We start from the raw sequence: 22,564 nt of genomic DNA on the forward strand, positions 1-22,564 counted from the left end.
CGAAGAAAAGGACGCACGCGATGCGCAATGCACGCCAGGCCCCGCTGCCACTCGTGGCCCTCACCGCGCTGGTGGCGCTGTTCATGCTGGCGCCCATCGCCCTGTCGGTCGTCGCCGGCCTCGTGGGCAACTATGCGGTGGGCCTGAAGAGCGGCTTCACCACCCGCTGGCTGTCCGAGGTCTGGGAGCTGTACGGCGGCACCGTGGGCGCCTCGCTGCTGATCGGCCTTCTGTGCGTGCTGGGCAACCTGCTGCTCGGCGTGCCCTGCGCCTACGCGCTCGCGCGCAGCCGGTCGCGCGCCGCGGGGCTGTTCGAGGAATGGCTCACCCTGCCCGTGGCCGTGCCGGGCCTGGCGAGCGCGCTCGCGCTGATCCTGGCCTACGGCACGCTTGCGGGCTTTCGCCAGAGCTTCGCCTTCATCCTCGTGGGCCACATGGTGTTCACGCTGCCCTTCATGGTGCGCACCGTGGCCGCGGCTTTCCGCAGGGACGAACTGCGCTCGCTGGAGGAGGCCGCGCGCTCGCTGGGCGCCTCGTTCGCGCAGCGCTTCCTGGGGGTGCTGGTGCCGGCCGTGCTGCCGGCCATCGTGGCAGGCAGCCTGATGGTGTTCACGCTCTCGGTGGGCGAATTCAACCTCACCTGGATGCTGCACACCCCGCTCACGCGCACGCTGCCCGTGGGCCTGGCCGACAGCTATGCCTCGATGCGCATCGAGATCGGCTCGGCCTACACCCTCGTCTTCCTGCTCGTCATCCTGCCGGTGCTCTGGGGCCTGCAGGCCCTGGGCGACCTCATCGAGAAACACCATGGAAACTGAACGCACGCGCGTGGACGTCGTCCGCTGCGCGAAAACCTACGCCGACGGCACGCGCGGCCTGCAGCCCACGGATCTGGCCGTGGAGCCCGGCGAAGTGCTGGCGCTGCTGGGCCCCTCGGGCTGCGGCAAGACCACGCTGCTGCGCCTCATCGCAGGCCTGGAGGCGCCCGATGCGGGCAGCCGCATCGCCTTCGGCGGCACCGACGTGACGCACATGCCCATCGAGCGGCGCGGCATCGGCATGGTGTTCCAGCACTACGCGCTCTTTCCGCAGATGACGGTGGAGGCCAACATCGGCTATGGCCTGAAGATCCGCGGCGTGGCCGAGGCCGAGCGCCGCCGCGTGGTGGGCGAGCTGGTCGATCTGGTGCGCCTGGGCGGCCTGGAGCAGAAGCGCCCTGCCGAACTCTCGGGCGGCCAGCGCCAGCGCGTGGCCCTGGCGCGCGCCGTGGCCGTGCGCCCGCGCGTGCTGCTGCTCGACGAGCCGCTGACGGCACTGGACGCCAAGCTCAAGGAATCGCTGCGCGGCGAACTGGCCGAGCTGCTGCGCCGGCTGCACATCACGGCCATCCACGTCACGCACGACCAGCAGGAGGCCCTCGCCATCGCCGACCGCCTGGCCGTGATGCAGTCCGGCCGCATCGTGCAGGTGGGCGACGACGAGACGCTCTACCGCGCGCCCACCCACCCCTTCGTGGCCACCTTCCTGGGCCGCGTGAACCGCATCGCGCTGGGCGTGCAGGCCGGCGAAGCGCTGCGCCGGCCCTACCTCACCGCCCTGCCCGATGCGCGGCCCGGCGAGCCCGCGGAGCCGCGGCTGGTGCGCCCCGAGGACATCGAGGTCGGCCCGGCCCTGCCCGACTGGGGCCACGCCGAGGTGGCACGCCGCAGCTTCCTGGGCGACCGCGTGCAGCTCACGCTGGCCGTGCCGGGACACCCTGCCCTCGTCGCGGACGTGCACCGCGACCACCCCGCGCGCGAAGGCGAGCGGGTAGGCTTTCGCATCGCCACGCACCGCCTTCTGTCCGTTTTCGAAAGCGCCGCCGCATGACCGCCACCACCCTGCTCCTGCAGCTCTCCGACCTGCACATCCGCGAACCCGGCCGGCTGGCCTATGGCCGCCTGGACACCGCGCCCTACCTGCGCCAGGCGGTGGACACCGTGCTGCGCATGCCGCAGCCGCCCGACGCCGTGGTGGTCACGGGCGACCTCACCGACTTCGGCCGGCCCGGGGAATACGCCCACCTGCGCGAACTGCTCGCGCCGCTCGCACCCACGCCCCTCTACCTGCTGCCCGGCAACCACGACGACCGCGAACAACTGCGCGCGGGCTTTCCGGAGCACGCCTACCTGGGCCAGGGCGGCTTCGTGCAATACAGCGTTCCCGTGGGCGGCCTGCAACTGATCGCGCTCGACACCGTGGTGCCCGGCGCCAGCGAAGGCGGCCTGTGCGCGCAGCGGCTGGACTGGCTGGAGCGGGAACTGCAGGCGCAGCGGGAGCGGCCCGTCGTGATCGCCATGCACCACCCGCCGTTCCGCACGCTCATCGGCCACATGGACGCCATCGGCCTGCTCGAAGGCGCCGAGGCGCTGGAGGCCATCGTGGCCCGCCACCCGCATGTGGAACGGGTGGTTTGCGGCCACCTGCACCGCGCCATCCAGGTGCGCTTCGGCGGAACGCTGGCGGCCACCGTGCCCTCGCCCGCGCACCAGGTGTGTCTGGACCTGGCGCCCGATGCCGCATCGGCCTGGACGCTGGAGCCGCCCGGCTTCGCGGTGCACGCGCTGCCGCGAGGCGGGCGGCTCGTGAGCCATCTGGCGGCCAGCGGGCGGTACGAGGGGCCGTATCCGTTCCACGACGGGGGACGGCTCATCGATTGAGGAGCCCATCCGCCAACGTTTCCTCGTTTGAAGGCCGCCTCTCGGTACGAATGCGCTCGTCAGTCTTTCTTGAAGATCTCAGACCTCTTGTACCCCTTATCCCAGATCAGCGCTTCCACACCCCTGTTCATGCTGGCCCTGATGTCGCTGATCGACGCAGCCAGCTCATCGAACTTGTCTTCGGGTCTCATTTCTGCCGCCGCCCGCCACAGCTTGAACTGCGACCACTCCAACCGGGCTGGCAGATTGGGGTCAGCCAGTTGCTCCTTGAGATCTGCATGGTCTTGCAGCATCTCCTCTTTTTGCGCGAGTAACTCCTCCAATTTTGCGATTCGTCTGTCCATCGCACGCACGTTTCCGACGAGGTCCAGCACTCCACTGACGTGATATCCCATGTACATGGTGTTGAGCCGCAGGAGATCGCGGGCCATGCCATCGCGCACTGCATTCGCAGCGCTCTCAGAAAGCTCCGGGGGTGCCTCGGTAGCTGCAGAGCCGGCGACGTGGTCGGTGGAGATCACAGTGGCGTCCACCGAGGCATCCCGATCTGCGGGCGGGGTCGGCATGCTCGTTTCACCGGCACGTGGGCTGACCGTTGCTTCCGGTGGCTCGGACTGGACTTGCGAAGCATCGGTGTCCGTATCCGTGTTCGCGTCAATGTCGGTGCCCTCATGCGAGCTCACTTCCGTGTCCACTTCCGTGTCCGAATCCGAATCCGAATCCGAATCTGAATCGAATTCCAGGCGCGCGTCCTCAAACACGTCCGAATCCGAATCCGCGTCGGGCACCGTGTTCTGCCGCGCCGGCATGGCATGTGCCTCAACCTCGGCCTCGGCCCTCTGGAACACCGACTCCAAATTGACCGCTGTCGCCTTGACCCAACTCTCGTTCTGAGCCTTGTCGGAGTGTTCGCTCAGGCGGCTCATCTGCTGGCGGAGTTCTGCCTGGAAGTGGAACACTTCGGCTCGGAGCAATGACATGTTTTTCAGGGTTTTGATCCGGGCCTGCATCTCCTCCTGGTTTCCCGCAGCCGCTTTCCCCGCATCGCTGACGAACCGCTCCATCTTCAGGATTCCATGGGCCGCCGAATCGCGCCATTCAGCCGTGTTGGCCGTCTCCCCCGGGTAGGCCGCAGAGCGAGCTGAAGGGGCCTCAGTCTCAGCCATGGCCACTGCTTTGCCGGCCCGTGCCTCGGCAAGCGCTGCGGCATTGGAGGATTTCGACAGTTCTTCAGCGGATTTGCGATGGAGCACCGCGTTCGACCTGGGCGCACTCAATGGAGGAGGCGTGCGGGTGGGTGGAGGCCCCGAGTCCTTGGACTGCGTCTGCAGGGTCACGCTCCTGCCGGCCAACGTGATCGTCGTCCCGGGCGGTGGACTCGACGTACGTACCGGTGGATTCCCAGCCGCCGTGTCCGCCGCGATGGAATGGGCAGTCCGCGGCTCCAGCCCGCTCTTGCGTTGAATAACCATGGCTTCTCCCGTGCTATGTATGAGTTGAAGAGCCGAGCGTAGAAACGGGCTTTCCCGGGCAGGCCACCCCCTGCGAAGCAGATGCCCGGTATGCGAACGGACATTCCCGCCGCACGGGCCGCCCATGTGACCCGACCCCACCCGCGATTGCTGGTCGATTGCTATGGATTCAGGAGTATGCTGTGCCCCCCGGACAGCGGCGCGGGCCACAGCGCTGCCGCTCTCCACGAGACATCGACACCCTCAATGAAGCACCTGTTGAATCTGCTGGCCGCCGTGGCCCTGCTGGTCTGGGGTACGCACCTCGTGCGTACCGGGGTGCTGCGCGTGTTCGGCGCCAACCTGCGCACGCTGCTCGCGCGCAGCATGGGCAACCGCTTCTCGGCGGCGCTCTCGGGCATCGGCGTCACGGCGCTGGTGCAGTCGAGCACGGCCACCTCGCTCATGACCTCCTCGTTCGTGGGCCAGGGGCTCATCACGCTGCCGGCCGCGCTCGCGGTGATGCGCGGGGCCGACGTGGGCACGGCGCTCATGTCGGTGCTCTTCTCCACCGACCTGTCGTGGCTGTCGCCGCTCTTCATCTTCGTGGGCGTGGTGCTGTTCGTCTCGCGGCAGGCCAGCACCGCCGGGCGCGTGGGCCGCGTGCTCATCGGCCTGGGCCTCATGCTGCTCGCGCTGGAGATGGTCGTGCAGGCCAGCGGGCCGATGCTGGCCTCGCCCGTCATCCGCGCCATGCTCGGCTCGATCAACAGCGACCTGGTGCTGGAAGTGGCCATGGGCGCGATGCTCGCCGTGCTCGCCTACTCCAGCCTCGCCATCGTGCTGCTGATCTCGGCCATGGCGGCCTCGCACGTGGTGCCGATGGACGTGGCGCTCGGGCTGGTGCTGGGGGCCAACCTCGGCAGCGGGCTGCTGGCGGTGCTCACCACCGCCAAGTCGGCCGTGGAGGTTCGGCAGGTCACCGTGGGCAACCTGATCTTCAAGCTCATGGGCGTGTTGCTGGTGGCGCCCTTCGTGGGGCTGTGGCTGCGCCACGTGCAGCCGCTCATGCCGGGCATGGCCCAGGGCGTGGTGCTCTTCCACCTGGGCTTCAACGTGGTCATCAGCCTGGGCTTCATCGCCTTCACGCAGTCGGTGGCCACCGCCGTCACGCGCCTGCTGCCCAAGCCCGAGGGGCCCCAGAGCCGCAGGCCGCACCACCTCGATCCCTCGGCCCTCTCCACGCCCTCGCTGGCCATCTCGTGCGCCGCCCGGGAGGCGCTCTACCAGGCCGACGTGGTCGAGACCATGCTGCTCGGCATGCTCGACGTGATCCGCAAGAACGACCTGCAGCTGTCCGAGCGCCTGCGCAAGATGGACGACGAGGTGGACGAGCTCTATTCCTCCATCAAGTACTACCTGACCAAGATCTCGCGCGAGGCGCTGGGCGAGGAAGAAAGCCGGCGCTGGACCGACATCATCAGCTTCACCATCAACATGGAGCAGGTGGGCGACATCATCGAGCGCGTGCTCACCGACATCGAGGACAAGAAGATCCGCAAGGGCCGCGCGTTCTCGGATGCCGGCATGGCCGAGATCGCCGAACTGCACGGCCGCCTCGTGAGCAACCTGCGCCTGGGCATGAGCGTGTTCCTCAACAGCAACGTGCGCGACGCACAGAAGCTCCTGGAAGAGAAGGCGCGCTTTCGCGACCTGGAGCGCGCCTATGCGGCCACCCACCTCGCGCGGCTGGCCGACAAGACCGTGCAGAGCATGGAAACCAGCTCGCTGCACATCGACCTCATCAGCGACCTCAAGCGCGTCAACTCGCACATCTGCACCATCGCCTACCCCATCCTGGACTCCGCCGGCAAGCTCACGCCGAGCACGCTGCGCAAGGAGATCGCCAGCACGGGGGCGGGGCACGACGTGACGGGGCTCTGAAACCCATCCCGGGCGCGCCCCGGAGAAAATCCACGCGGGGCCCCGGGATTTTTCATGGCGCCGCTGGCGGGGCATGGCCGGATAGCCTAAGGTAGCCCGGTTTTGCCCCCACCCAAAGGAACCCCATGCCTGCTGTCCTGGCCTACGGCGCCCAGTCCGCCACCACCCCGCTCGCGCCGCTCACCATCGATCGGCGCGCGCCCGGCGAACTCGACGTCGCCATCGACATCCTCTACTGCGGCGTCTGCCACTCCGACCTGCACACCGCGCGCGGCGAATGGGCCGGCACCCGCTTTCCCAGCGTGCCCGGCCACGAGATCGTGGGCCGCGTGACCGCCGTGGGGCCGCTGGTGACCAAATTCCGCGAGGGCGACCTCGTCGGCGTGGGCTGCATGGTGGACAGCTGCCAGCACTGCGCCCCCTGCGCCGAAGGCCTGGAGCAGTACTGCGACAACGGCTTCACCGGCACCTACAACGGCCCCGAGCAGGGCACGGGCGCCAACACCTACGGCGGCTACTCGGCCCAAATCGTCGTGCGCGAGAACTTCGTGCTGAGGATCACGCACGGCGCGGACTCCCTGGCCGCCGTGGCCCCGCTGCTGTGCGCGGGCATCACCACCTATTCGCCGCTGCGCCAGTGGCAGGCCGGCCCGGGCAAGAAGGTCGGCATCGTGGGCCTGGGCGGCCTGGGCCACATGGGCGTGAAGATCGCTGCCGCCATGGGCGCGCACGTGGTGCTGTTCACCACCACCGATGCGAAGCGCGACGACGCCAGGCGCCTGGGCGCGCACGAGGTCGTGGTGTCGAAGAACGCCGCGGAGATGGCCGCGCACGCCAACAGCTTCGACCTCATCGTGAACACCGTCGCGGCCCCGCACGACCTGGAGGCCTTCCTCGGCCTGCTCAAGCTCGACGGCACCATGACCCTGGTGGGCGCCCCGGCCAGCCCGCACCCCTCGCCCAACGTGTTCAGCCTGATCATGAAGCGCCGCCGCCTCGCGGGCTCGCTGATCGGCGGCATCCGCGAGACGCAGGAGATGCTCGACTTCTGCGCCGAGCACGGCATCGTCTCGGACATCGAGACCATCCGCATGGACGAGATCAACGGCGCCTACGACCGCATGCTCAAGAGCGACGTGCGCTACCGCTTCGTGATCGACATGGGCACGCTGCGCGCGGCGGCATAGCCGGGGCGAGGCGCTCACTTTCCTCTCAGGTGGTGCGCCTCCTTCACGATGTCCAGGGCATCCTTGCTGCCCTGCGCCACGCTGCTGCCGGTGGCACGGGCAGCCCCGGCAGCCACCACTTCGTTGAGCAGCCGCCGGCGGCGCGCCAGCGCCACAAAGTCCGGCTCATGCGCCAGCCCGGCAAAAACCTTTTCATCCACGGGCGCCTCCAGCCGCTCCCGCGCCCTCTTGTCGAACGCCGCGGAGATCACCTGGGTGGGCAAGAACACCTTGTCCCGGGGATACCGGTAGTTCGGGCCGATCTTTTCCTCGGCCTTCGCCAGGAACGCGCCGATGCCGGCGCCGTCGTTTTCCAGCCAGCCGGTCACGGTGTCTCCGGCCTGCACGCCCTGGTCATGGTCGAATACCCGGGAGGTCCTCACCTTCTCGCGATCGGCCGCGAATTCGGCATCCTCGACGAAGACGACCGGCCCCTCGCCCCATGCGTCGATCACGATATCGCGCGGCGCATCGCCGGGGTTGCGTATCTCCGTCCACATGTGGTCCACCTCCGCATGCCCGACGACGTGGAGCTTCTGGCCCGCCTCCAGCCGGGGTGCATGGACCAGCGCACCCACGAAGGCGTGCTCTCCGCAGTTGCCGGCGCCAGCCGCGATCGCGCCCGCGGCGGCGGTCAGCCCTTGCTCCGGCTTCACCGTCTTCTTGAAGGGCCAGAACTTCGCGATGGCCACTTTCACGGAGTACTTCTTGCTCAGATACGAGCGGCCCACCCACCGCCCCGCCGCGGTCCGTACGGTGCTGTCACCTTGGGATGCCTCGATATCGGTGGACACATTGCCGCGCCCCCGGAACAGCGCCCGGCGCGTGGCGTCCAGGGAAGCCCGGGCCTGCAACAGGCTGGCCGTTTCGGCCTCGTCCAGGCGCCGGTCGTCAACGGCCCGGGCGGTCATGTAGGCCTGCAGGGAATGGTCGCGCACCGGCGGCGAAACGGTGCGCGGCCCGGGGCCGGCCGAGGCGCGGCTGTCCGCCCCCGCTTGTGCCAGGGTCGTGGGCGTTCCGTTCCGCCACCCTCCGGGGACCTGGGCGCCTGCAGGCTGCGCGGAGCCTTTGCCGGCTGCGGTGGCGGCTGGCACAGCGGCGGGAGGCGCACCGTTCCCGGCCGAAGCCGCCTCGCCGACCGCCGGGCCCTGGGCGGGCGTATCGGTGCGCCGGGTTCTCCTGGAGGCGTAGCCTCTCCACGTGAAAGACGAAACCTGCGGCGAATCGGAGAAGCCGCTCTGCGCATCCCGCGAAGCCCCCGTAGACGCTGGCGCCCCCAAGGGCTCCGCGGGCCGTGTTCTCCTGGAGGCGAAGCCTTTCCAGGTGAAGGTGCGGTCCTCTGGCGCGCGGGACGGCACGCCGCCGCGGACCGCGGGATCGTCCTTCGGCGCCCTGGCCTGGTCCTCGGACGGGGCCGGGCGGGGAAACCGGGTTCTGCGGGATTCGATGCCATTCAGAATGAAAGGAGACCTGGGCGCGACGCGCGGGTCGCCACCGGGCTCCAAGGACTCGCCGCCCCCCAAAGGCTCGGCACCGCCGATCGCCCCCCTCGGCGCAAGGCCCTTCCCCGGCGTCTCCCGGCGGACAGGCGGCATGCCGTCGGGCACGGCATGCATGGCGCTTGAGCGGCGTTCAGCCGGAGCGCCGGGCCCGCCCTGCGCCCGCAGCGCAAAGGGATACGGCGGAGCGGCGCCCCGGCTCGGCTTCAACGGGTCGGACATGGTCTATCACCTCCATCCGCAGCGCGGGAGGCCGCGGCAGCGCCATGTGGATATCCGGGGACATCGTCAACGCCAAGCGTGCATTCCGCTCCCGGGCTTCATCGGTTTTTCCCGACGCTACCCGCCGCCACGGCACCACCGTGCGAATTCGCGAAGCGATTGGCGTGCCTGCGAAGCTTCAGAACGTGTTCACGATCTCAGGCCTGCGCCGCGGAGGCATGGCCCTCCGCCGCCTGCGGCCGGCGCGCATAGCGCTGCGCCAGCACCGCGCACACCATGAGCTGCATCTGGTGGAACACCATCAGCGGCAGCACCAGCGCGCCCACGGCATGCGACGCGAAGAGCACCTTGGCCATGGGCACGCCGCTCGCCAGGCTCTTCTTGGAGCCGCAGAAGACGATGGTGATCTCGTCCTCCTTCGAGAACCCCAGCCGCCGGCTGATCCACGTGGTGGCGGCCAGCGCGATCGCGAGGATCACCGCGCACACGGCCAGCAGCCCCAGCAGCGCGGACAGCGGGATCTGCCGCCACAACCCCTCGATCACGGCGGCGCTGAAGGCCGTGTAGACCACGAGCAGGATGGAGCCCTGGTCCACGAACTTGAGCACGGCGGCGCGGCGCTGCACGAAGCCGCCGATCCAGGGGCGCAGCAGGTGGCCCGCCAGGAAAGGCACGAACAGCTGCACCGTGATGCGGCCGATGCTCGCGAGCGTGTCGTGCCCCGCCGTACCGCCGGCGGGGGCATGCGCGCCCGGCACCCCGGGCAGCACCAGCCCCACCAGCAGCGGCGTGATGACGATGCCCAGCAAGGTCGATCCCGAGGCGCTGCAGATGGCCGCCGGCATGTTGCCGCGCGCCAGGGCCGTGAAGGCGATGGCCGACTGCACCGTGGCCGGCAGCACGCACAGGTAGAGCACGCCCTGGTACAGCTCGGGCGTGACGAGCGGCTGCAGCACGGGCCGCAACGCCCAGCCGATCAGCGGAAAGAGCACGAAGGTGCTGGCCACCACCAGCAGGTGCAGGCGCCAGTGCGACAGGCCGGCCACGATGGCCTGCCGCGACAGCTTGGCACCGTGCAGGAAGAACAGCAGCCCCACGGCGATCACCGTGGCGCCTTCGAAGCCCTGGGCCACGGCGCCGGAGGCCGGCAGCAGGCTGGCGAGCGCCACCGTGGCGAGCAATGCGAGGGTGAAGTTGTCGGGCAGGAAACGGGAACGGGCCATGGCGGTGCTGCGGTGCGATCGGGAAGGCTGCATTATTGACCCGCCGGGCGACGGGCCGCGGGCCGGCACCCGGCCTTCATCCGGAGGCTGCGGCCACTATCCGTCGCATGCGGATCTTCCGGCCCGTGCTGCCGCACAGGTCGGTGGCGGGACCAGAATCGTCCGATCCACCCGCACCACCACGAGACGCCGCATGCAATCCCCCTGGCACAGCTACCGCCTCTCCGAGGGCCACGGGCTCGCGCACGACCCGATCCCCGCCATCCTGGGGCCCCGGCCCATCGGCTGGATCTCCACGCGCTCGGCCGATGGCCGGCCCAACCTCGCGCCCTACAGCTTCTTCAACATCTTCAATTACCGGCCGCCGCTGGTGGCCTTCTCCAGCGTCGGCTACAAGGACACGGTGCGCCATGCCGAAGCAACGGGCGAATTCGTCTGCAACCTCGCCACGCGCGCGCTGGCCGAACAGGTCAACCTGAGCAGCACCGAGGTGCCCGGCGCCGACGAGTTCGCGCTGACCGGGCTCACGCCGGCGTCCTGCCTGGAGGTGGCCGCCCCGCGCGTGGCGGAGAGCCCGGTGGCGCTGGAATGCCGCGTGACGCAGATCCAGCGCCTGGCCGGCCTGGACGGCGTGCCGCTCGGCACGTGGATGGTGTTCGGGCAGGTGGTGGCGGTGCAGATCGACCGCGCGCTGCTGGCGGACGGCATCTACGACACGGCGGCGGCGCAGCCCATCCTGCGCGCGGGCGGACCGGCGGACTATTTCCAGATCCTGCCCGAGGGGTTGCTGCGCATGGCACGCCCGAAATAACGGACTGTGCTCAGGCTCCCGGGCGGTGCCGCGCGATCAGCTCGTGCAGCAGTTCCTTGAGCACCTCGACCTTCTGCGGATTCAGGGGCGCGAGGATGGCGCGCTCGTGCCGGTCGGCCTGCTCGATGAGGCCGGCCACCAGGCGGCGGCCGTTGCGCGTGACGCGCACCAGGGTGTAGCGGCGGTCGTCGAGGCTGGTGGCGCGCTCCACGTGGCCCTGGGCCTCCAGCCGCAGCAGCAGCCGCGTGACCGTGGGCTGCTTGCTGACGGTGGTCTGCGCCAGCGCCGAGATGGTCATCGCCCCCTGGCTGGCCAGGGTGGAGAGCACCCGCCACTCCAGCACGGACAGGCCGCTCTGCTCGACCGTGGCGTGGAACTCGGTGGACACCAGGTGCCAGGCCTGCCCCAGCAGGGCCGGCAGATAGTTGTCAACGAATGCCTTGGTTTTCGCCATCCCGCGTGCCGCCTCGCCTACGTCCAGAAACGGCGGGGATTCTATCCCCGCGCCCCAGCCGCCGATGGCACCGTCGCCCGCGGGCGACATGCTCAGTACCGGCCCGACAGCAGCGCGCCGAAGCCCGGCACCGCCGTGTCCAGGCCCAGGCGCTTGAGCATCAGGTAGGTGGTCGCGACCGACGAGGACAGCACGGGCAGGCCCACGCGGTCCTCGATGGGCTGCACCGAGGCCAGCGAGGGCATCTGCACGCAGGCCGAAGCCACCACGGCGTCCACGCCGGCGGTCTTGAGCTTCTTCGTGATCTCGATGGGCGCGCGCGGGTCCTGGCGGCCCACCTCCAGGTTGTCGGGGATCTCCAGCGAGATGCTGTCCACCACCTCGATGCCCTCGTGCTCGATGTAGTCGATGACCAGCTGCGTGAGCGGCTTCATGTAGGGCGTGAGGATGGACACCTTCTTCGCGCCGATGGCATGCAGGCCGTCCACCAGCGCGCCGGCGCTCGTGACCACCGGCGCCGTGCCGCCGTTGTCCACCGTGCGCTGGTGCAGCCGCGCCTCGGAGACGCGGTGGTAGCCGCGCCCCATGCTCATGATGGCGACGAGGCAGGCGTAGCCGAGCACGTCCACGCGCGCGTCCGACAGCTCCAGCGCGCAGCGGTCGCTGTCGCCGTCCATCGCGGCCAGCTCTTCCTTCGTCACGTGCTTCATGCGCATGCGGCTCGAATGGAAGGTGAAGCGCTCGGGCCGCAGCGCCTCGCGCGCGCGCAGGATGGACGGGATCTCCGTTTCCATCGTGGTGTTGGAACTGGGCACGATCTGCCCGATGCGGTAGGTGCGGGGGATGCTCACTGCGGTGTCTCCTGGGGGTTGTCGATGGGGCCTGGGGCCGAAAGCCACTCGGCCGCGGGTGCCTCGTCGTCGAAGCGCGCCGCCTGCAGCGGCCGGCGATTGACGCGCAGGTCGAAGATGTCGAAGCGGTTGTAGTGGCCGGTGATGTCGTGCATCTGGCGCGGCTGGATGCAGCGGCCCAGGTCGATGTCGGCGTAGGTGATGCCTTCGTCGTCGATCAGCGGCTGGCCGATCACGCGGCCATCGGGGCCGAGGAAGCCCGAGAACGCGCTGTTACGGCGCGTGAGCAGTTCGCGCGCCCGGGGGTTGAGCGGCTCCATGGCGGCGATGATCTCCTCGGATACCGTGGAGCACGACACGACGGTGAAGAGCTTGCCCTCGAAGCAGTGGGCGGCGGCGCGCACCTTGATGGCCTCGGCCATGTCGTAGTCGGGCGGCGCCACGGGCAGAGAGATGTAGCTCGCCACGTGCACCAGCTCGCCCTGCGCCAGCAGCGCGAAGCGCGCCAGCGTGTTGGTGTTCTCGCCGCAGGCCAGCGCGCCCAGCGGCCCGATGGAGGTGGGGTGCACGCGCAGCGCCGAAGCGTCGCCGGGGGCCCAGGTCAGCTTCTCGGCCCAGGTGGGCACGAGCTTGCGGTGGCGGCCCAGGATGCGGCCGTCGTCGGCGATGGTGACCACGGTGTTGTAGATCGTTCCGATGCCGTGCCGGCTGCGCTCGTTGACGCCGATCACCACGTGGGTCTTGTGGCGCGCAGCTGCCTGGGCGATCTTGGCGATCTCGGGGCCGGGAATCTCGATGGCCGAACGCGCCAGGCGCTCGAACCACGGGCTGGCGTCGATGGGGTTGGCGATCCAGCTCCAGTACGGGTAGCCGGCCACGAACACCTCGGGGAAGGCGACGAGGCGCGCGCCGTTGCCGGCGGCCTCGGCGATCAGGCGGCAGGCCTTGTCCACCGTGGCGTCGGTGTCGAGGAAGACGGGCGCGGCCTGCACGGCCGCCGCCTTGAATTGGGGCAGTTCAAGCATGGTAATGGCGGGGAGGAAAGGGGAAGAGGAGCATCCCGGCCGCGCGGGCGGCGGCCGGGGGCGGCGGTCAGTCGCGGCCGGCGCGCGGGTCGTTGCCCACGGCCACCACCGGGTGGCGCAGCGCGCCGATCTTCTCCACCGTGGCCTCGATCACGTCGCCGGGCCACACCCATTCCTGCGGGCTGCGGCCGGCGCCCACGCCCTCGGGCGTGCCCGTGGCGATGATGTCGCCGGGCTCCAGCGTGATGCCGGCGCTGATGTCCGCGACCAGCTCATCGACCTTGAACAGCATGTGCCGCGTGTTGGAGCTTTGCTTGGTCACGCCATTGACCTTGAGGCTCAGGTCCAGCACCTGCGGATCGGGGATCTCGTCGGCGGTGACGATGACCGGGCCGAAGGGCGCATACGTGTCCTGGCCCTTGGAGTAGATCCACTGGCCGGCGCGGCGGTTGTCGCGAGCGCTCATGTCGATCATCAGGCTGTAGCCGAACACGTACCGCAGCGCATCCTCCTTACGCACGCCCTTGGCGCGCGTGCCGATGATCGCGGCCAGTTCCACCTCCCAGTCGAGCTGGCGCGTGATGGCGGCGTTGTGCTCGATGGCGTCGCCGGGGCCGACCACCGTGGTGGGCGGCTTGGAGAAGATCACGGGCTGCTTGGGCAGGTCCTTGGCGGTGTCGAGCGCGCGGCTCGATTCGGCCACGTGCTCGACGTAGTTCAGGCCAATGCCGAAGATGTTCTTGCGCGGGCGCGGAATGGGCGCGAGCAGCTTCACGTTGGCGAGCGGCACGGCCACGCCCAGCGGCCAGCGGCCTTGCCATTCGGCCAGCAGCGCCGTGGTGCCGGCGACCGCCGAGGGCCCCAGGTCGATGAAGGCCAGCATGTCGTCGGGCAGCGCATGGCCGGTGTGCGCGCCCAGGCGCTGCAGATCGACGACGAGGTCGCCGACGATGGCGCCCAGGCGGGCGGCGGCGGTCACGTTGGCGCGGTAGGTAACGAGTTTCATGGGGTGGGTTCTCCGGAAAAAGATGGGGGATCGGGGTGCCGGAATCCGGCGGGGGTCATGGCTGCGCCACGGGCTGGTGGCCGCCGTGGTCGGCCAGGGCTTCCTCGCGGTAGAGGCCGAGCTTTTCCATCACCGGCAGGTCGCTGAAGCAGAACAGGCAGGCGTCGTCGCTCGCACTGCCGTTGGCATGCTCGTGCCAGGCCCAGGACGGCACGCAGAAGATGTCGCGCTCCTGCCAGTCGAAGCGCTGTCCGTTGACGATGGAATGGCCGCGCCCCTTGGCCACCTGGTAGAGGAAGCTGCCGGTGTGGCGGTGCGCCTTGCCGGCGAAGCCGGGCTGGAGCAACTGCATGCTGGCCCCGATGGTGGCCATGACGTGGCCGCCCGTGACCGGGTTCGTGTAGTGCATGAGGTGGCCATCGAAGGCACTGCCCTCGGCGGATCGCGCATAGCGGCGCAGTGCCTCGTAGGTCGGCTCCCACTGGTACTTGAAGAGCGGCGAATACGGCTTGTTCCAGCCCGTGTTGTGCGGGCGCAGGGCCGGCGCGCCCCAGATGCCGACCGAATCGTCCACGGGGTGCCCCACGGCCTGGCGCAGGTCGGGGTGCACGGCATAGAAGCCGGCCTCCAGCGCATTGACGAGCGGGATGTCCAGGCCGTCCTGCCAGATGCAGGTCGCGCCTTCCGCCTCCACGCCGTGCTCGTGCCACGTGCCGTTGGGCGTGAGCACGAAGTCGTTGGCGCCCAGCGTCATCTTGTGGCCATCGACGATGGTGTACGCGCCCCGCCCTTCCATGATGAAGCGCAGCGCCGACGACGAGTGCGCATGCGCCGAGGCGGCCTCGCCCGGGTGCATGACCTGCAGGCCCGAATAGAGCCAGCCCACGGCGGCCGAGACATGCTGGCGGCCCGGGTTGTTCAGGTAGATCACGCGCCGGCCGGCCTTCTCGGGCGTGACCAGCTCGACCGAGCGCAGCACGTGCCCGCGCAGGTCGCGGTAGCGCCAGAGCACGGGCACCGATTCGGATTTCGGCTGCCAGGGCTCGATCTTGTTGGCGACCGTCCACAGCGCGCCGGCCTGGAGCTGGTCGAGATCGCGGTAGTACGCCACCAGCTCGGGCGTGTCCTCCACGTCGGCGCGGCCGGCGACGTTTTCGCGGTATTGGTCATAGGTGGCGTTGGCCATGGTGCACCTCCTGGAAATTCATGCGCGGCTGCGGGAGAAACTGCGTTCGAGCTGCTCGCGGCCCCACTGGTAGGGCCGGGGCCATTCCACGTCGGGCCAGCCGTGGCGGGCGCTTTCGCGCTGCAGCCAGGCGGCGTCGGCCAGGTGCGGGCGCGACAACGCGCACAGGTCGGCCCGGCCCGAGGCGACGATGCCGTTGGCCTGGTCGGCCTCGGTGATGGCGCCCACGGCGATGGTCGGCACGCCGGCCTCATTGCGGATGCGGTCGGCGAACGGCGCCTGGAACATGCGGCCATAGACCGGCTTCTGGTCGGGCGTGACCTCGCCGGAGGACGCATCCACCAGATCCGCACCGGCCTGCTGGAGGCGGCGCGCGATCTCCACGGCCTCATCCACCGTGGTGCCGCCCTCGGCCCAGTCGGTGGCCGAGATGCGCACCGACAGCGGCAGGTGCTGCGGCCAGACGGCGCGCACGGCGGCCACCACCTCCAGCGGGAAGCGCAGGCGGTTGTCCAGCGATCCACCGTAGGCGTCCGTGCGCCGGTTGGTGAGCGGCGAGATGAAGGCCGAGAGCAGGAAGCCGTGGCCCGCCTGCAGCTCCAGCCAGTCGAAGCCCGCGTCGGCCGCGCGCCGGGCGGCGGCCACGAAGTCGTCCTGGATGCGCGCCAGATCCTGCGCCGTGGCCTCGCGCGGCACGGCCGAGATGCCGGGCAGGTAGGCCAGGGCGCTGGCCGAGACCAGCGGCCAGTTGCCCTCCGCCAGCGGGTGGTCGGGCCGCTCCCACCCCCGTTGCGTGGAGCCCCGGCGGCCGGCGTGGCTGAGCTGCACGCCGATGCGGGCGCCGCTCTCGGCATGCACGAAGTCGGTGATCCGCTTCCAGGCGATGGTCTGCTCGGCGTTCCACAGGCCCGGGTCGCCGGGCGTGGTGCGCGCCTCGGGCGAGACGGCCGTGGCCTCGGTCAGCAGCAGGCCCGCGCCGCCGAGCGCGCGGCTGCCCAGGTGCACGAGGTGGAAGGCACCGGGCACGCCGTCCTGGCTCGAATACAGCAGCGTGGGCGAGACGACGATGCGGTTGGGCAGCGTGACGCCGCGCACGGTGAACGGCGTGAGCAGCGGCGGGCGCGGCGCCCGGCCCTCGGCCGCGGGCACGCCCGAGCGGCCGGCCAGCCAGCGTTCGTAGCCTTCGAGCCACTGCGGGTCGCGCAGGCGCAGGTTCTCGTGCGAGATGCGCTGCGAGCGCGTGAGCAGCGAATAGGCGAACTGCTCGGGCTCCAGGCCGGCGTAGCGCGCCACGTTCTCGAACCACTCGGTGGAATTGCGCGCGGCGTTCTGGATCTTGAGCACCTCCACGCTGCGCACCGCCTCGTAGTGCGCCAGCCGCTCGCGCAGATCGCCGCCCGCCTTCAGGGTGCCCGCAAGTTCGATCGCATCCTCCAGCGCCAGCTTGGTGCCCGAGCCGATCGAGAAGTGCGCCGTGTGCGCGGCATCGCCCATCAGCACCACCGGCACCTCGCGGCCCGCGGCGCCATCGGGCTGCGTCCACTGCACCCAGTGCTTGCAGATCACGCGCGGGAAGCGGATCCAGATGGCCGACCCGCGCAGGTGCGCCGCGTTGGCGATCAGGCGCTCGCCGTCCAGCCAGGGGGCGAACAGCCGCTCGCAGTAGGCGATGCCGTCTTCCTGCGACATGTTGTCGATGCCCGCGGCCTGCCAGGCGGCGTCGGTGGTCTCGACGATGAAGGTGGAGAGTCCGTTCTCGAACTGGTAGGCGTGCGCCTGGAACCAGCCATGCTCGGTGGGCACGAAGATGAAGGTGAACGCGTCGAACACCTTGCGCGTGCCCAGCCACACGAAACGGCAGTTGCGCTGGTCGATGTCGGGCTGGAAGGTGTCGGCATAGCGCGTGCGCACCGGGCTGTTGATGCCGTCGCAGGCGATCACGAGGTCGGCCCCGTACTGGCGGGCGACCTCCTGGTCGTCCGTCACCTGGGTCTCGAACACCAGTTGCACGCCCACCTCTTCGCAGCGCGCCTGCAGGATGTTGAGCAGCTTCTTGCGGCCGATGCCGATGAAGCCGTGGCCGCCGCTGCGGATCGCCCGGTCCTTGAAGTGGACGTCGATATCGTCCCAGCGGCTGAATTCCGCCGCGATGGTCTCGGCCGACACCGGATCGGCCTCGCGCAGGTTGTCCAGCGTGGCGTCGGAGAACACCACGCCCCAGCCGAAGGTGTCGTAGGGCCGGTTGCGCTCGATGACCACGACCTCGTGGGCGGGGTCCTGCAGTTTCATGAGCAGGCCGAAATACAGGCCGGCGGGGCCGCCGCCGATGCAGGCGATTTTCACGATGCGCTCCTTGTCTCAGAGAGGGTGTCGGGTGCCAGGGCCCGGCGCAGGACGTCCGGGATGGCGATGGCTTTGTGGGTCGTCAGCGACGTGGTGACCAGCACCTGGCGCACGCTCATGCGCAGCTCGCCATCCGCGCCGGTGCAGGCCAGGGCCAGCGTGATCGACTTGGCGCCGAGCTGCTCCACGCCCAGGCTCAGCGTGACCGCGTCGCCCATGCGGCTGATGGCGCGGAAATCCGCCTCCAGCCGCACGGTGGGCAGCCCCAGGCGCAGCGTGCCGATGTAGCCGGCGAAGCCCACGCCCGGCAGCAGGTGGTCCACCCAGGCTTCGAGCAGGTTGTTGAACATCACGAAGTACTGGGGATAGAAGACGATGCCCGCCGGATCGCATTCGGCGAAGCGGATGCGGTGCGGCCGGGAGAAATGGCGCGGGTTCATGCGGGGGCTCCTTCCGGGATGAGTGCGTGGCGCTGCAGGCCTTCGCGCAGCTTCAGGCCGTGCTCGTCGGCCAGCGCCGCGTCGCGCAACTCGCGCAGCGTCGAGGGTGCGAGCGAGGGGGCATGGCGGTCCACCACGGCCATCAGCGTTTCGTAGTTCCTGAGGCCGCGCGCATGGGTATCGCTGTAGCCCTTGACCAGTCGTTGGCAGCGCGCGGCCTCCAGCGCCAGCGCCGGATCGATGGCGGCGAGCGTGCGCACCCGCTGCAGCCAGGTCTCGATGCGTGCGTCCTCCAGCGCGTAGCGCAGCGTCAGGCGCCGCCCCCACCGCCAGCGCGCCAGCAGGTAGAGCGTGAGGAAGCCGCCGAGCGAGCTGGTGCGCACGATGCGCCCCTCCTGCGTGAAGCGCGCCACCCAGCGGTGCACGGCATGCGGGCGCGCCAGCCAGCGGCCCAGGCCGGCCGGCAGGGTCTCGCAGATCTCCTCCAGGCGCGGGTGCATGAACTCCTGGATCTCCAGCACCTGATCGGCCTGGGCGTGCACTTCGCCGCTCACGCGCTCGAAGCGGCTGCCCCGCGTCTTGAGGTCGGCCACGCGGATCACGTCCTCGTACGACATCCACAGCGCCAGGTGGCGTGCCGTGTCCGCCAGCAGCGGCGTATCCGTGCCGCGCGCGCCCGCCACGGCATCGAGCCGGTCGAGGTACTGGCGCGCGTAGCCGATGTCCTGGTAATCGATCAGGCGGCGCACGCCCTCCACCGCGATGTCGGCCACCGCGGCCGGGTAGCGCTGGGCACGCGCCACCAGCGGAGCGACCGCGGGATGGCGGGCCTGCACGCTGGCCGCGGCGCGCGGCTGGGGCTTGTCGGAGGCCAGGCGCTCGGGCGCGCCTTCGCGTGCCTTCTCGCAGCCCACGGCGAAGGCCTTGAGGCTGGGCTTGACGCCCACGCCGCCACGCTCGATGGTCTGCTCGAACTGCTGGCGGTTGAAAGGCAGGGTGCCCGAGCCGCACAGCGCGCCGAACAACACCGCGCTGATGACGCTGCCGGTGCGCTCGGCGGCGGCGGCCATGTCGAAGCCGATGAAGATGCGGGCCGCGCGCCGGGCCTGCTCCAGCAGCGCGTCGCCATCGACGCGGCCGTCGCCCATGGCCATCTTCTCGGCGATGGAATAGACGCGGTGGGTGGAGCCGATGAGCGTGGTGCGGTCCCGCGTCACGAAGCCGCGCTGCACGGCGCGGCCGGCCTCCATCAGCTCCGAGGCCATGACGATGTCCACGTCTCCCGGCATGGGCGCCTGGGCCAGCACGGGCAGACGGGCGCCGGGCCGGTCGGCGCCGGGGAACAGCTCGACGTAGTAAATGGTGGCGCCGGTGCGCTGGGCCACGCCCGCCACCGAGGTGGTCTGGGCGAACCAGCCGTTGGCCTCGCCCAGATCGACGATCCAGTCGGCCAGCACGCCACCGCCCTCGCCACCCATGGCGAGAATGGCAATCTTGATCGGTTCAGCGGACATCACGGGAAACTCCGGAAGGAAACAGACAGGAGACGGGAAAGCGGTGACGGTGGCGGGCGCTCAGAAGGCATGCACCGCGCGGCGGCGGGCCTCGCCACGCTGCAGCCAGCCGATCACGGCGGTGCGCACGCGCTGGCGCAGGCGGTCCCCGCGCGTGGGGTTGCTCACGATCTGCGCGCGGTAGAACGAAGGGCAGAGCACGGCAGCGTGCGCCACCTCGCCGCAGTTGCCGCAGCCCACGCAGCTGTCGATGACGGTGGCCACCGGGTCCTGGCGCAGCGGGTCGGGGTTGGTGCGCACCGACAGCGACGGACAGCCCGAGAGGCGGATGCAGGAGTGGTCGCCGGTGCAGGTGTCTTCATCGACGCCGAAGCGCTCGCGCACCACGCGCTCGCCCGCCTGCAGGGCCTTGCGCACCTGCTTCTTCTCGCGCCGCTGCTTGTTGAGCATGCATTCGCTCTGGGCGATCAGCACCTTGGGACCGGGCACCTTGGTGGTCAGCGCCTCGCGCAGCGCGTTCGTCATGGCCTTGAGGTCGTAGGTGCGCTTGATGGTGCGCACCCATTCCACGCCCACGCCCTTGACGGCCTGCTCGATCTCGTGGCCCGTGCTGCGCGAAGGGTTGAGCGCGCGCGAGGAAGGGATGTCCTGCCCGCCGGTGGCCGAGCTGTAGTTGTTGTCGATGATCAGCGTCAGGTTGTCGCTGCGGTTGAAGACCGAGTTGACGATGCCGCTGGAGAGGCCGTTGTGCCAGAAGCCGCCGTCACCCATCACCGCGATGGCCCGCTTGCCCGCCGGCGCACTGCCGGGCGCCACGTTGAACGCCGCCGAGGCCGCCCCGCCCAGCCCGTAGCCCATGGTGGTGTTGCCCAGGTCGAAGGGCGGCAGGATCGAGAACAGGTGGCAGCCGATGTCGGCGCTGAAATGGTGCGGCCCGAGTTCGCGCTCGATGAGCTTGACGGCCGTGAAGATCGGGCGCTCGGGGCAGCCGGTGCACAGGCCCGGCGGGCGGGCATGCACGATCTGCTCCAGCGGCGGCAAGGGGGCCGGCGCGGACTCGGCCAGCGCCACGGCCAGCGCGGGCTCGGCCTGCGGGGCCTTCGCCGCCACCAGCGGGATGACGCGGCGCTGCTCGGGCTTTTTCACCTCGGGCTGGACGATGCCGTAGCGCTCCAGGAAGGCCCGCAGGCCGGCCAGCACGGTGGCGGTGTTGTAGTCGCCGGCCAGGGGCAGCACGTCCTTGCCGTGCAGGGCGGTGTCCAGGCCGCGCTGGCGCAGGATGGCGGAAACGTTCTGCTCGACGAAATTGGGCTGGCCTTCCTCGACGATGAGGATGGCGCGCTTGCCCTGGCAGAAGCGCTCGAACTCGTCGTCCACCAGCGGGTAGGTCACGTTCATCACATAGAGCGGCACCTGGGTGTCGCCATAGGCATCGGCCAGCCCGAGCTTCTGCAGCGCGCGGATGACGGTGTTGTAGTTGCCGCCCTGCAGCGCGATGCCGACGTCGCCGGCGCCTTCCGAGAAGAACTCGTTCAGGCCGCGCTCCTGGATGAACCGCACGGCCGCGGGCCAGCGCTGCTGGATCTTCTCGCGCTCGTGCAGGAAGCTCGCGGGCGGCAGCACGATGCGGTTCAGGTCGCGCACGGGGTTCTCCAGCGCGTCCTTCACGGTGAACGCCGGGGGCACGTTGTCAGAAGTGACGAACTGCCCGTGCAGGTGGCACGAGCGGATGCGCATCTGCAGCATCACCGGCGTGTTGCTGGCCTCCGAGAGATCGAAGCCGTCCTTCACGGCCTGCACGATGCACGGCAGGTTCGGCCGCGGGTCGAGCAGCCACATCTGCGACTTCATCGCGAAGGCATGGCTGCGCTCCTGCATGATCGAGGAGCCCTCGCCGTAGTCCTCGCCCACGATGATGAGCGCGCCGCCCGTGACGCCGCCCGAGGCCAGGTTGGCCAGCGCGTCGGAAGCCACGTTGGTGCCCACGGTGGCCTTGAAGGTGATGGCGCCACGCAGCGGGTAGTTGACCGAGGCGGCCAGCGTGGCGGCGGCCGTGGCCTCGCTGGCGCTGTTCTCGAAGCGGATGTTGTATTCGGCCAGGATGTCCTGCGCATCGGAGAGCACGTCCATCAGGTGCGAGATGGGCGATCCCTGGTAGCCGCCGACATAGGCCACGCCGGATTCCAGCAGCGCCTTGGTCACGGCCAGGATGCCCTCGCCGCTGAATACCTCGCCCGCGCCCATGCGCAGCTTTTTCACTTCCTCGACAAATGATCGTTCGGCCATCGTGGTTCCCTTTTCTGGTCGGTTTCGGCTTCGGTCCTGGACCCTGGGAGCGACTTTCACGCGGCGATGCCATGGCGTCAATCCATGATTAATCATGTGAATGCAGTTTCTGCACGCAGGGGACAGAGAGCTGCAGAAACGGGATAGTGCGGCGCGGCTGCAAGGCACCGGCAAGGCACCGCCGCATCCGGATCACGCGTTTCTGACCACAAAACGGCAGGCGCGCGGCGCGGCACGGCGCGGATGCCGCCCCGCGTTGGTGCATGGCGGCCCGGCGGGGAGCCGGGCTGGTGCGTGCGCCACGGTGCATTCCGCCACCTTCATCACATGATTTTTCATTCAACCAAGAGACGGCGGCGCCACGGGCATGCATGGAATCCGTGG

18 protein-coding genes are annotated in these 22,564 nt (G+C 69.7%); 6 read left to right on the top strand and 12 right to left on the bottom strand.

From position 1 onward, the window contains the following. The first annotated feature begins 20 nt into the window (after window positions 1–20). The 3 genes from AX018_RS07230 to AX018_RS07240 are packed head-to-tail and all read left to right on the top strand — an operon-like array spanning window position 21 to window position 2,699. A complete protein-coding gene (locus AX018_RS07230; protein ID WP_111876632.1) occupies window positions 21–818 on the top strand; it encodes an ABC transporter permease in 798 nt (265 codons plus the stop codon). Further along, entirely contained in the window at window positions 808–1,869 is a 1,062-nt protein-coding gene (locus AX018_RS07235; protein WP_111876633.1) for an ABC transporter ATP-binding protein, read from the top strand. The genes AX018_RS07230 and AX018_RS07235 overlap by 11 nt, the downstream gene beginning before the upstream one ends. Next, window positions 1,866–2,699: a phosphodiesterase gene (locus AX018_RS07240; RefSeq protein WP_111876634.1), complete on the top strand. Its 834-nt coding sequence runs from the start codon at window positions 1,866–1,868 to the stop codon at window positions 2,697–2,699. Before AX018_RS07235 ends, AX018_RS07240 begins: the two co-directional genes overlap by 4 nt. A gap of 59 nt (window positions 2,700–2,758) precedes the next feature. On the opposite strand, the gene AX018_RS07245 is transcribed toward AX018_RS07240, so the two are convergent. Further along, window positions 2,759–3,952, bottom strand: a complete 1,194-nt coding sequence (locus tag AX018_RS07245) for a hypothetical protein (RefSeq protein WP_146749247.1) — start codon at window positions 3,950–3,952, stop codon at window positions 2,759–2,761. A 465-nt stretch (window positions 3,953–4,417) separates the two neighbouring features. On the opposite strand from AX018_RS07245, the gene AX018_RS07250 reads away from it, so the two are divergent. Together AX018_RS07250 and AX018_RS07255 are read left to right on the top strand one after the other, a co-directional pair. Continuing rightward, window positions 4,418–6,094: a Na/Pi cotransporter family protein gene (locus tag AX018_RS07250; protein ID WP_111876636.1), complete on the top strand. Its 1,677-nt coding sequence runs from the start codon at window positions 4,418–4,420 to the stop codon at window positions 6,092–6,094. A 125-nt stretch (window positions 6,095–6,219) separates the two neighbouring features. Beyond that, entirely contained in the window at window positions 6,220–7,281 is a 1,062-nt protein-coding gene (locus AX018_RS07255) for an NAD(P)-dependent alcohol dehydrogenase (protein ID WP_111876637.1), read from the top strand. A gap of 14 nt (window positions 7,282–7,295) precedes the next feature. On the opposite strand, the gene AX018_RS25420 is transcribed toward AX018_RS07255, so the two are convergent. Continuing rightward, window positions 7,296–8,258, bottom strand: coding sequence for a hypothetical protein (locus tag AX018_RS25420; RefSeq protein ID WP_111876638.1), 963 nt, complete (start codon window positions 8,256–8,258; stop codon window positions 7,296–7,298). Window positions 8,259–9,238: 980 nt separating this feature from the next. Beyond that, window positions 9,239–10,264, bottom strand: coding sequence for a bile acid:sodium symporter family protein (locus tag AX018_RS07265; protein ID WP_111876639.1), 1,026 nt, complete (start codon window positions 10,262–10,264; stop codon window positions 9,239–9,241). Window positions 10,265–10,457: 193 nt separating this feature from the next. Here AX018_RS07265 and AX018_RS07270 point away from each other — a divergent pair, with 193 nt between their 5' ends. After that, window positions 10,458–11,075, top strand: coding sequence for a flavin reductase family protein (locus AX018_RS07270; RefSeq protein ID WP_111876640.1), 618 nt, complete (start codon window positions 10,458–10,460; stop codon window positions 11,073–11,075). Between the two features lie 10 nt (window positions 11,076–11,085). Here the strand turns inward: AX018_RS07270 and AX018_RS07275 are convergent, their stop codons facing one another. The 9 genes from AX018_RS07275 to AX018_RS07315 all read right to left on the bottom strand — a co-directional run bounded on the left by AX018_RS07275 (window position 11,086) and on the right by AX018_RS07315 (window position 22,180). Continuing rightward, entirely contained in the window at window positions 11,086–11,529 is a 444-nt protein-coding gene (locus AX018_RS07275) for a MarR family winged helix-turn-helix transcriptional regulator (RefSeq protein ID WP_111876680.1), read from the bottom strand. Between the two features lie 92 nt (window positions 11,530–11,621). Further along, a complete protein-coding gene (locus AX018_RS07280) occupies window positions 11,622–12,380 on the bottom strand; it encodes a maleate cis-trans isomerase family protein (RefSeq protein ID WP_281269540.1) in 759 nt (252 codons plus the stop codon). Beyond that, window positions 12,377–13,405 (bottom strand): carbon-nitrogen hydrolase family protein, encoded by a 1,029-nt coding sequence (locus AX018_RS07285; RefSeq protein WP_111876641.1) that lies wholly within the window; start codon window positions 13,403–13,405, stop codon window positions 12,377–12,379. Before AX018_RS07285 ends, AX018_RS07280 begins: the two co-directional genes overlap by 4 nt. A gap of 67 nt (window positions 13,406–13,472) precedes the next feature. After that, window positions 13,473–14,411: a fumarylacetoacetate hydrolase family protein gene (locus AX018_RS07290; RefSeq protein WP_111876642.1), complete on the bottom strand. Its 939-nt coding sequence runs from the start codon at window positions 14,409–14,411 to the stop codon at window positions 13,473–13,475. Between the two features lie 55 nt (window positions 14,412–14,466). Next, on the bottom strand, window positions 14,467–15,597 hold the full coding sequence (locus AX018_RS07295; protein WP_111876643.1) for a cupin domain-containing protein: 1,131 nt from the start codon (window positions 15,595–15,597) through the stop codon (window positions 14,467–14,469). 18 nt (window positions 15,598–15,615) lie between these two features. Beyond that, a complete protein-coding gene (locus tag AX018_RS07300; RefSeq protein ID WP_111876644.1) occupies window positions 15,616–17,940 on the bottom strand; it encodes a bifunctional salicylyl-CoA 5-hydroxylase/oxidoreductase in 2,325 nt (774 codons plus the stop codon). After that, window positions 17,937–18,380, bottom strand: a complete 444-nt coding sequence (locus AX018_RS07305; RefSeq protein ID WP_111876645.1) for an acyl-CoA thioesterase — start codon at window positions 18,378–18,380, stop codon at window positions 17,937–17,939. Before AX018_RS07305 ends, AX018_RS07300 begins: the two co-directional genes overlap by 4 nt. Next, complete coding sequence (locus AX018_RS07310) at window positions 18,377–19,894, bottom strand: indolepyruvate oxidoreductase subunit beta family protein (protein ID WP_111876646.1); 1,518 nt, start codon at window positions 19,892–19,894, stop codon at window positions 18,377–18,379. The genes AX018_RS07305 and AX018_RS07310 overlap by 4 nt, the downstream gene beginning before the upstream one ends. 60 nt (window positions 19,895–19,954) lie before the next feature. Continuing rightward, window positions 19,955–22,180, bottom strand: coding sequence for a thiamine pyrophosphate-dependent enzyme (locus AX018_RS07315; protein ID WP_111876647.1), 2,226 nt, complete (start codon window positions 22,178–22,180; stop codon window positions 19,955–19,957). Window positions 22,181–22,564: the final 384 nt, after the last annotated feature.

Source organism: Paracidovorax anthurii (assembly GCF_003269065.1).
Classification (GTDB): Bacteria; Pseudomonadota; Gammaproteobacteria; order Burkholderiales; family Burkholderiaceae_C; genus Paracidovorax; species Paracidovorax anthurii.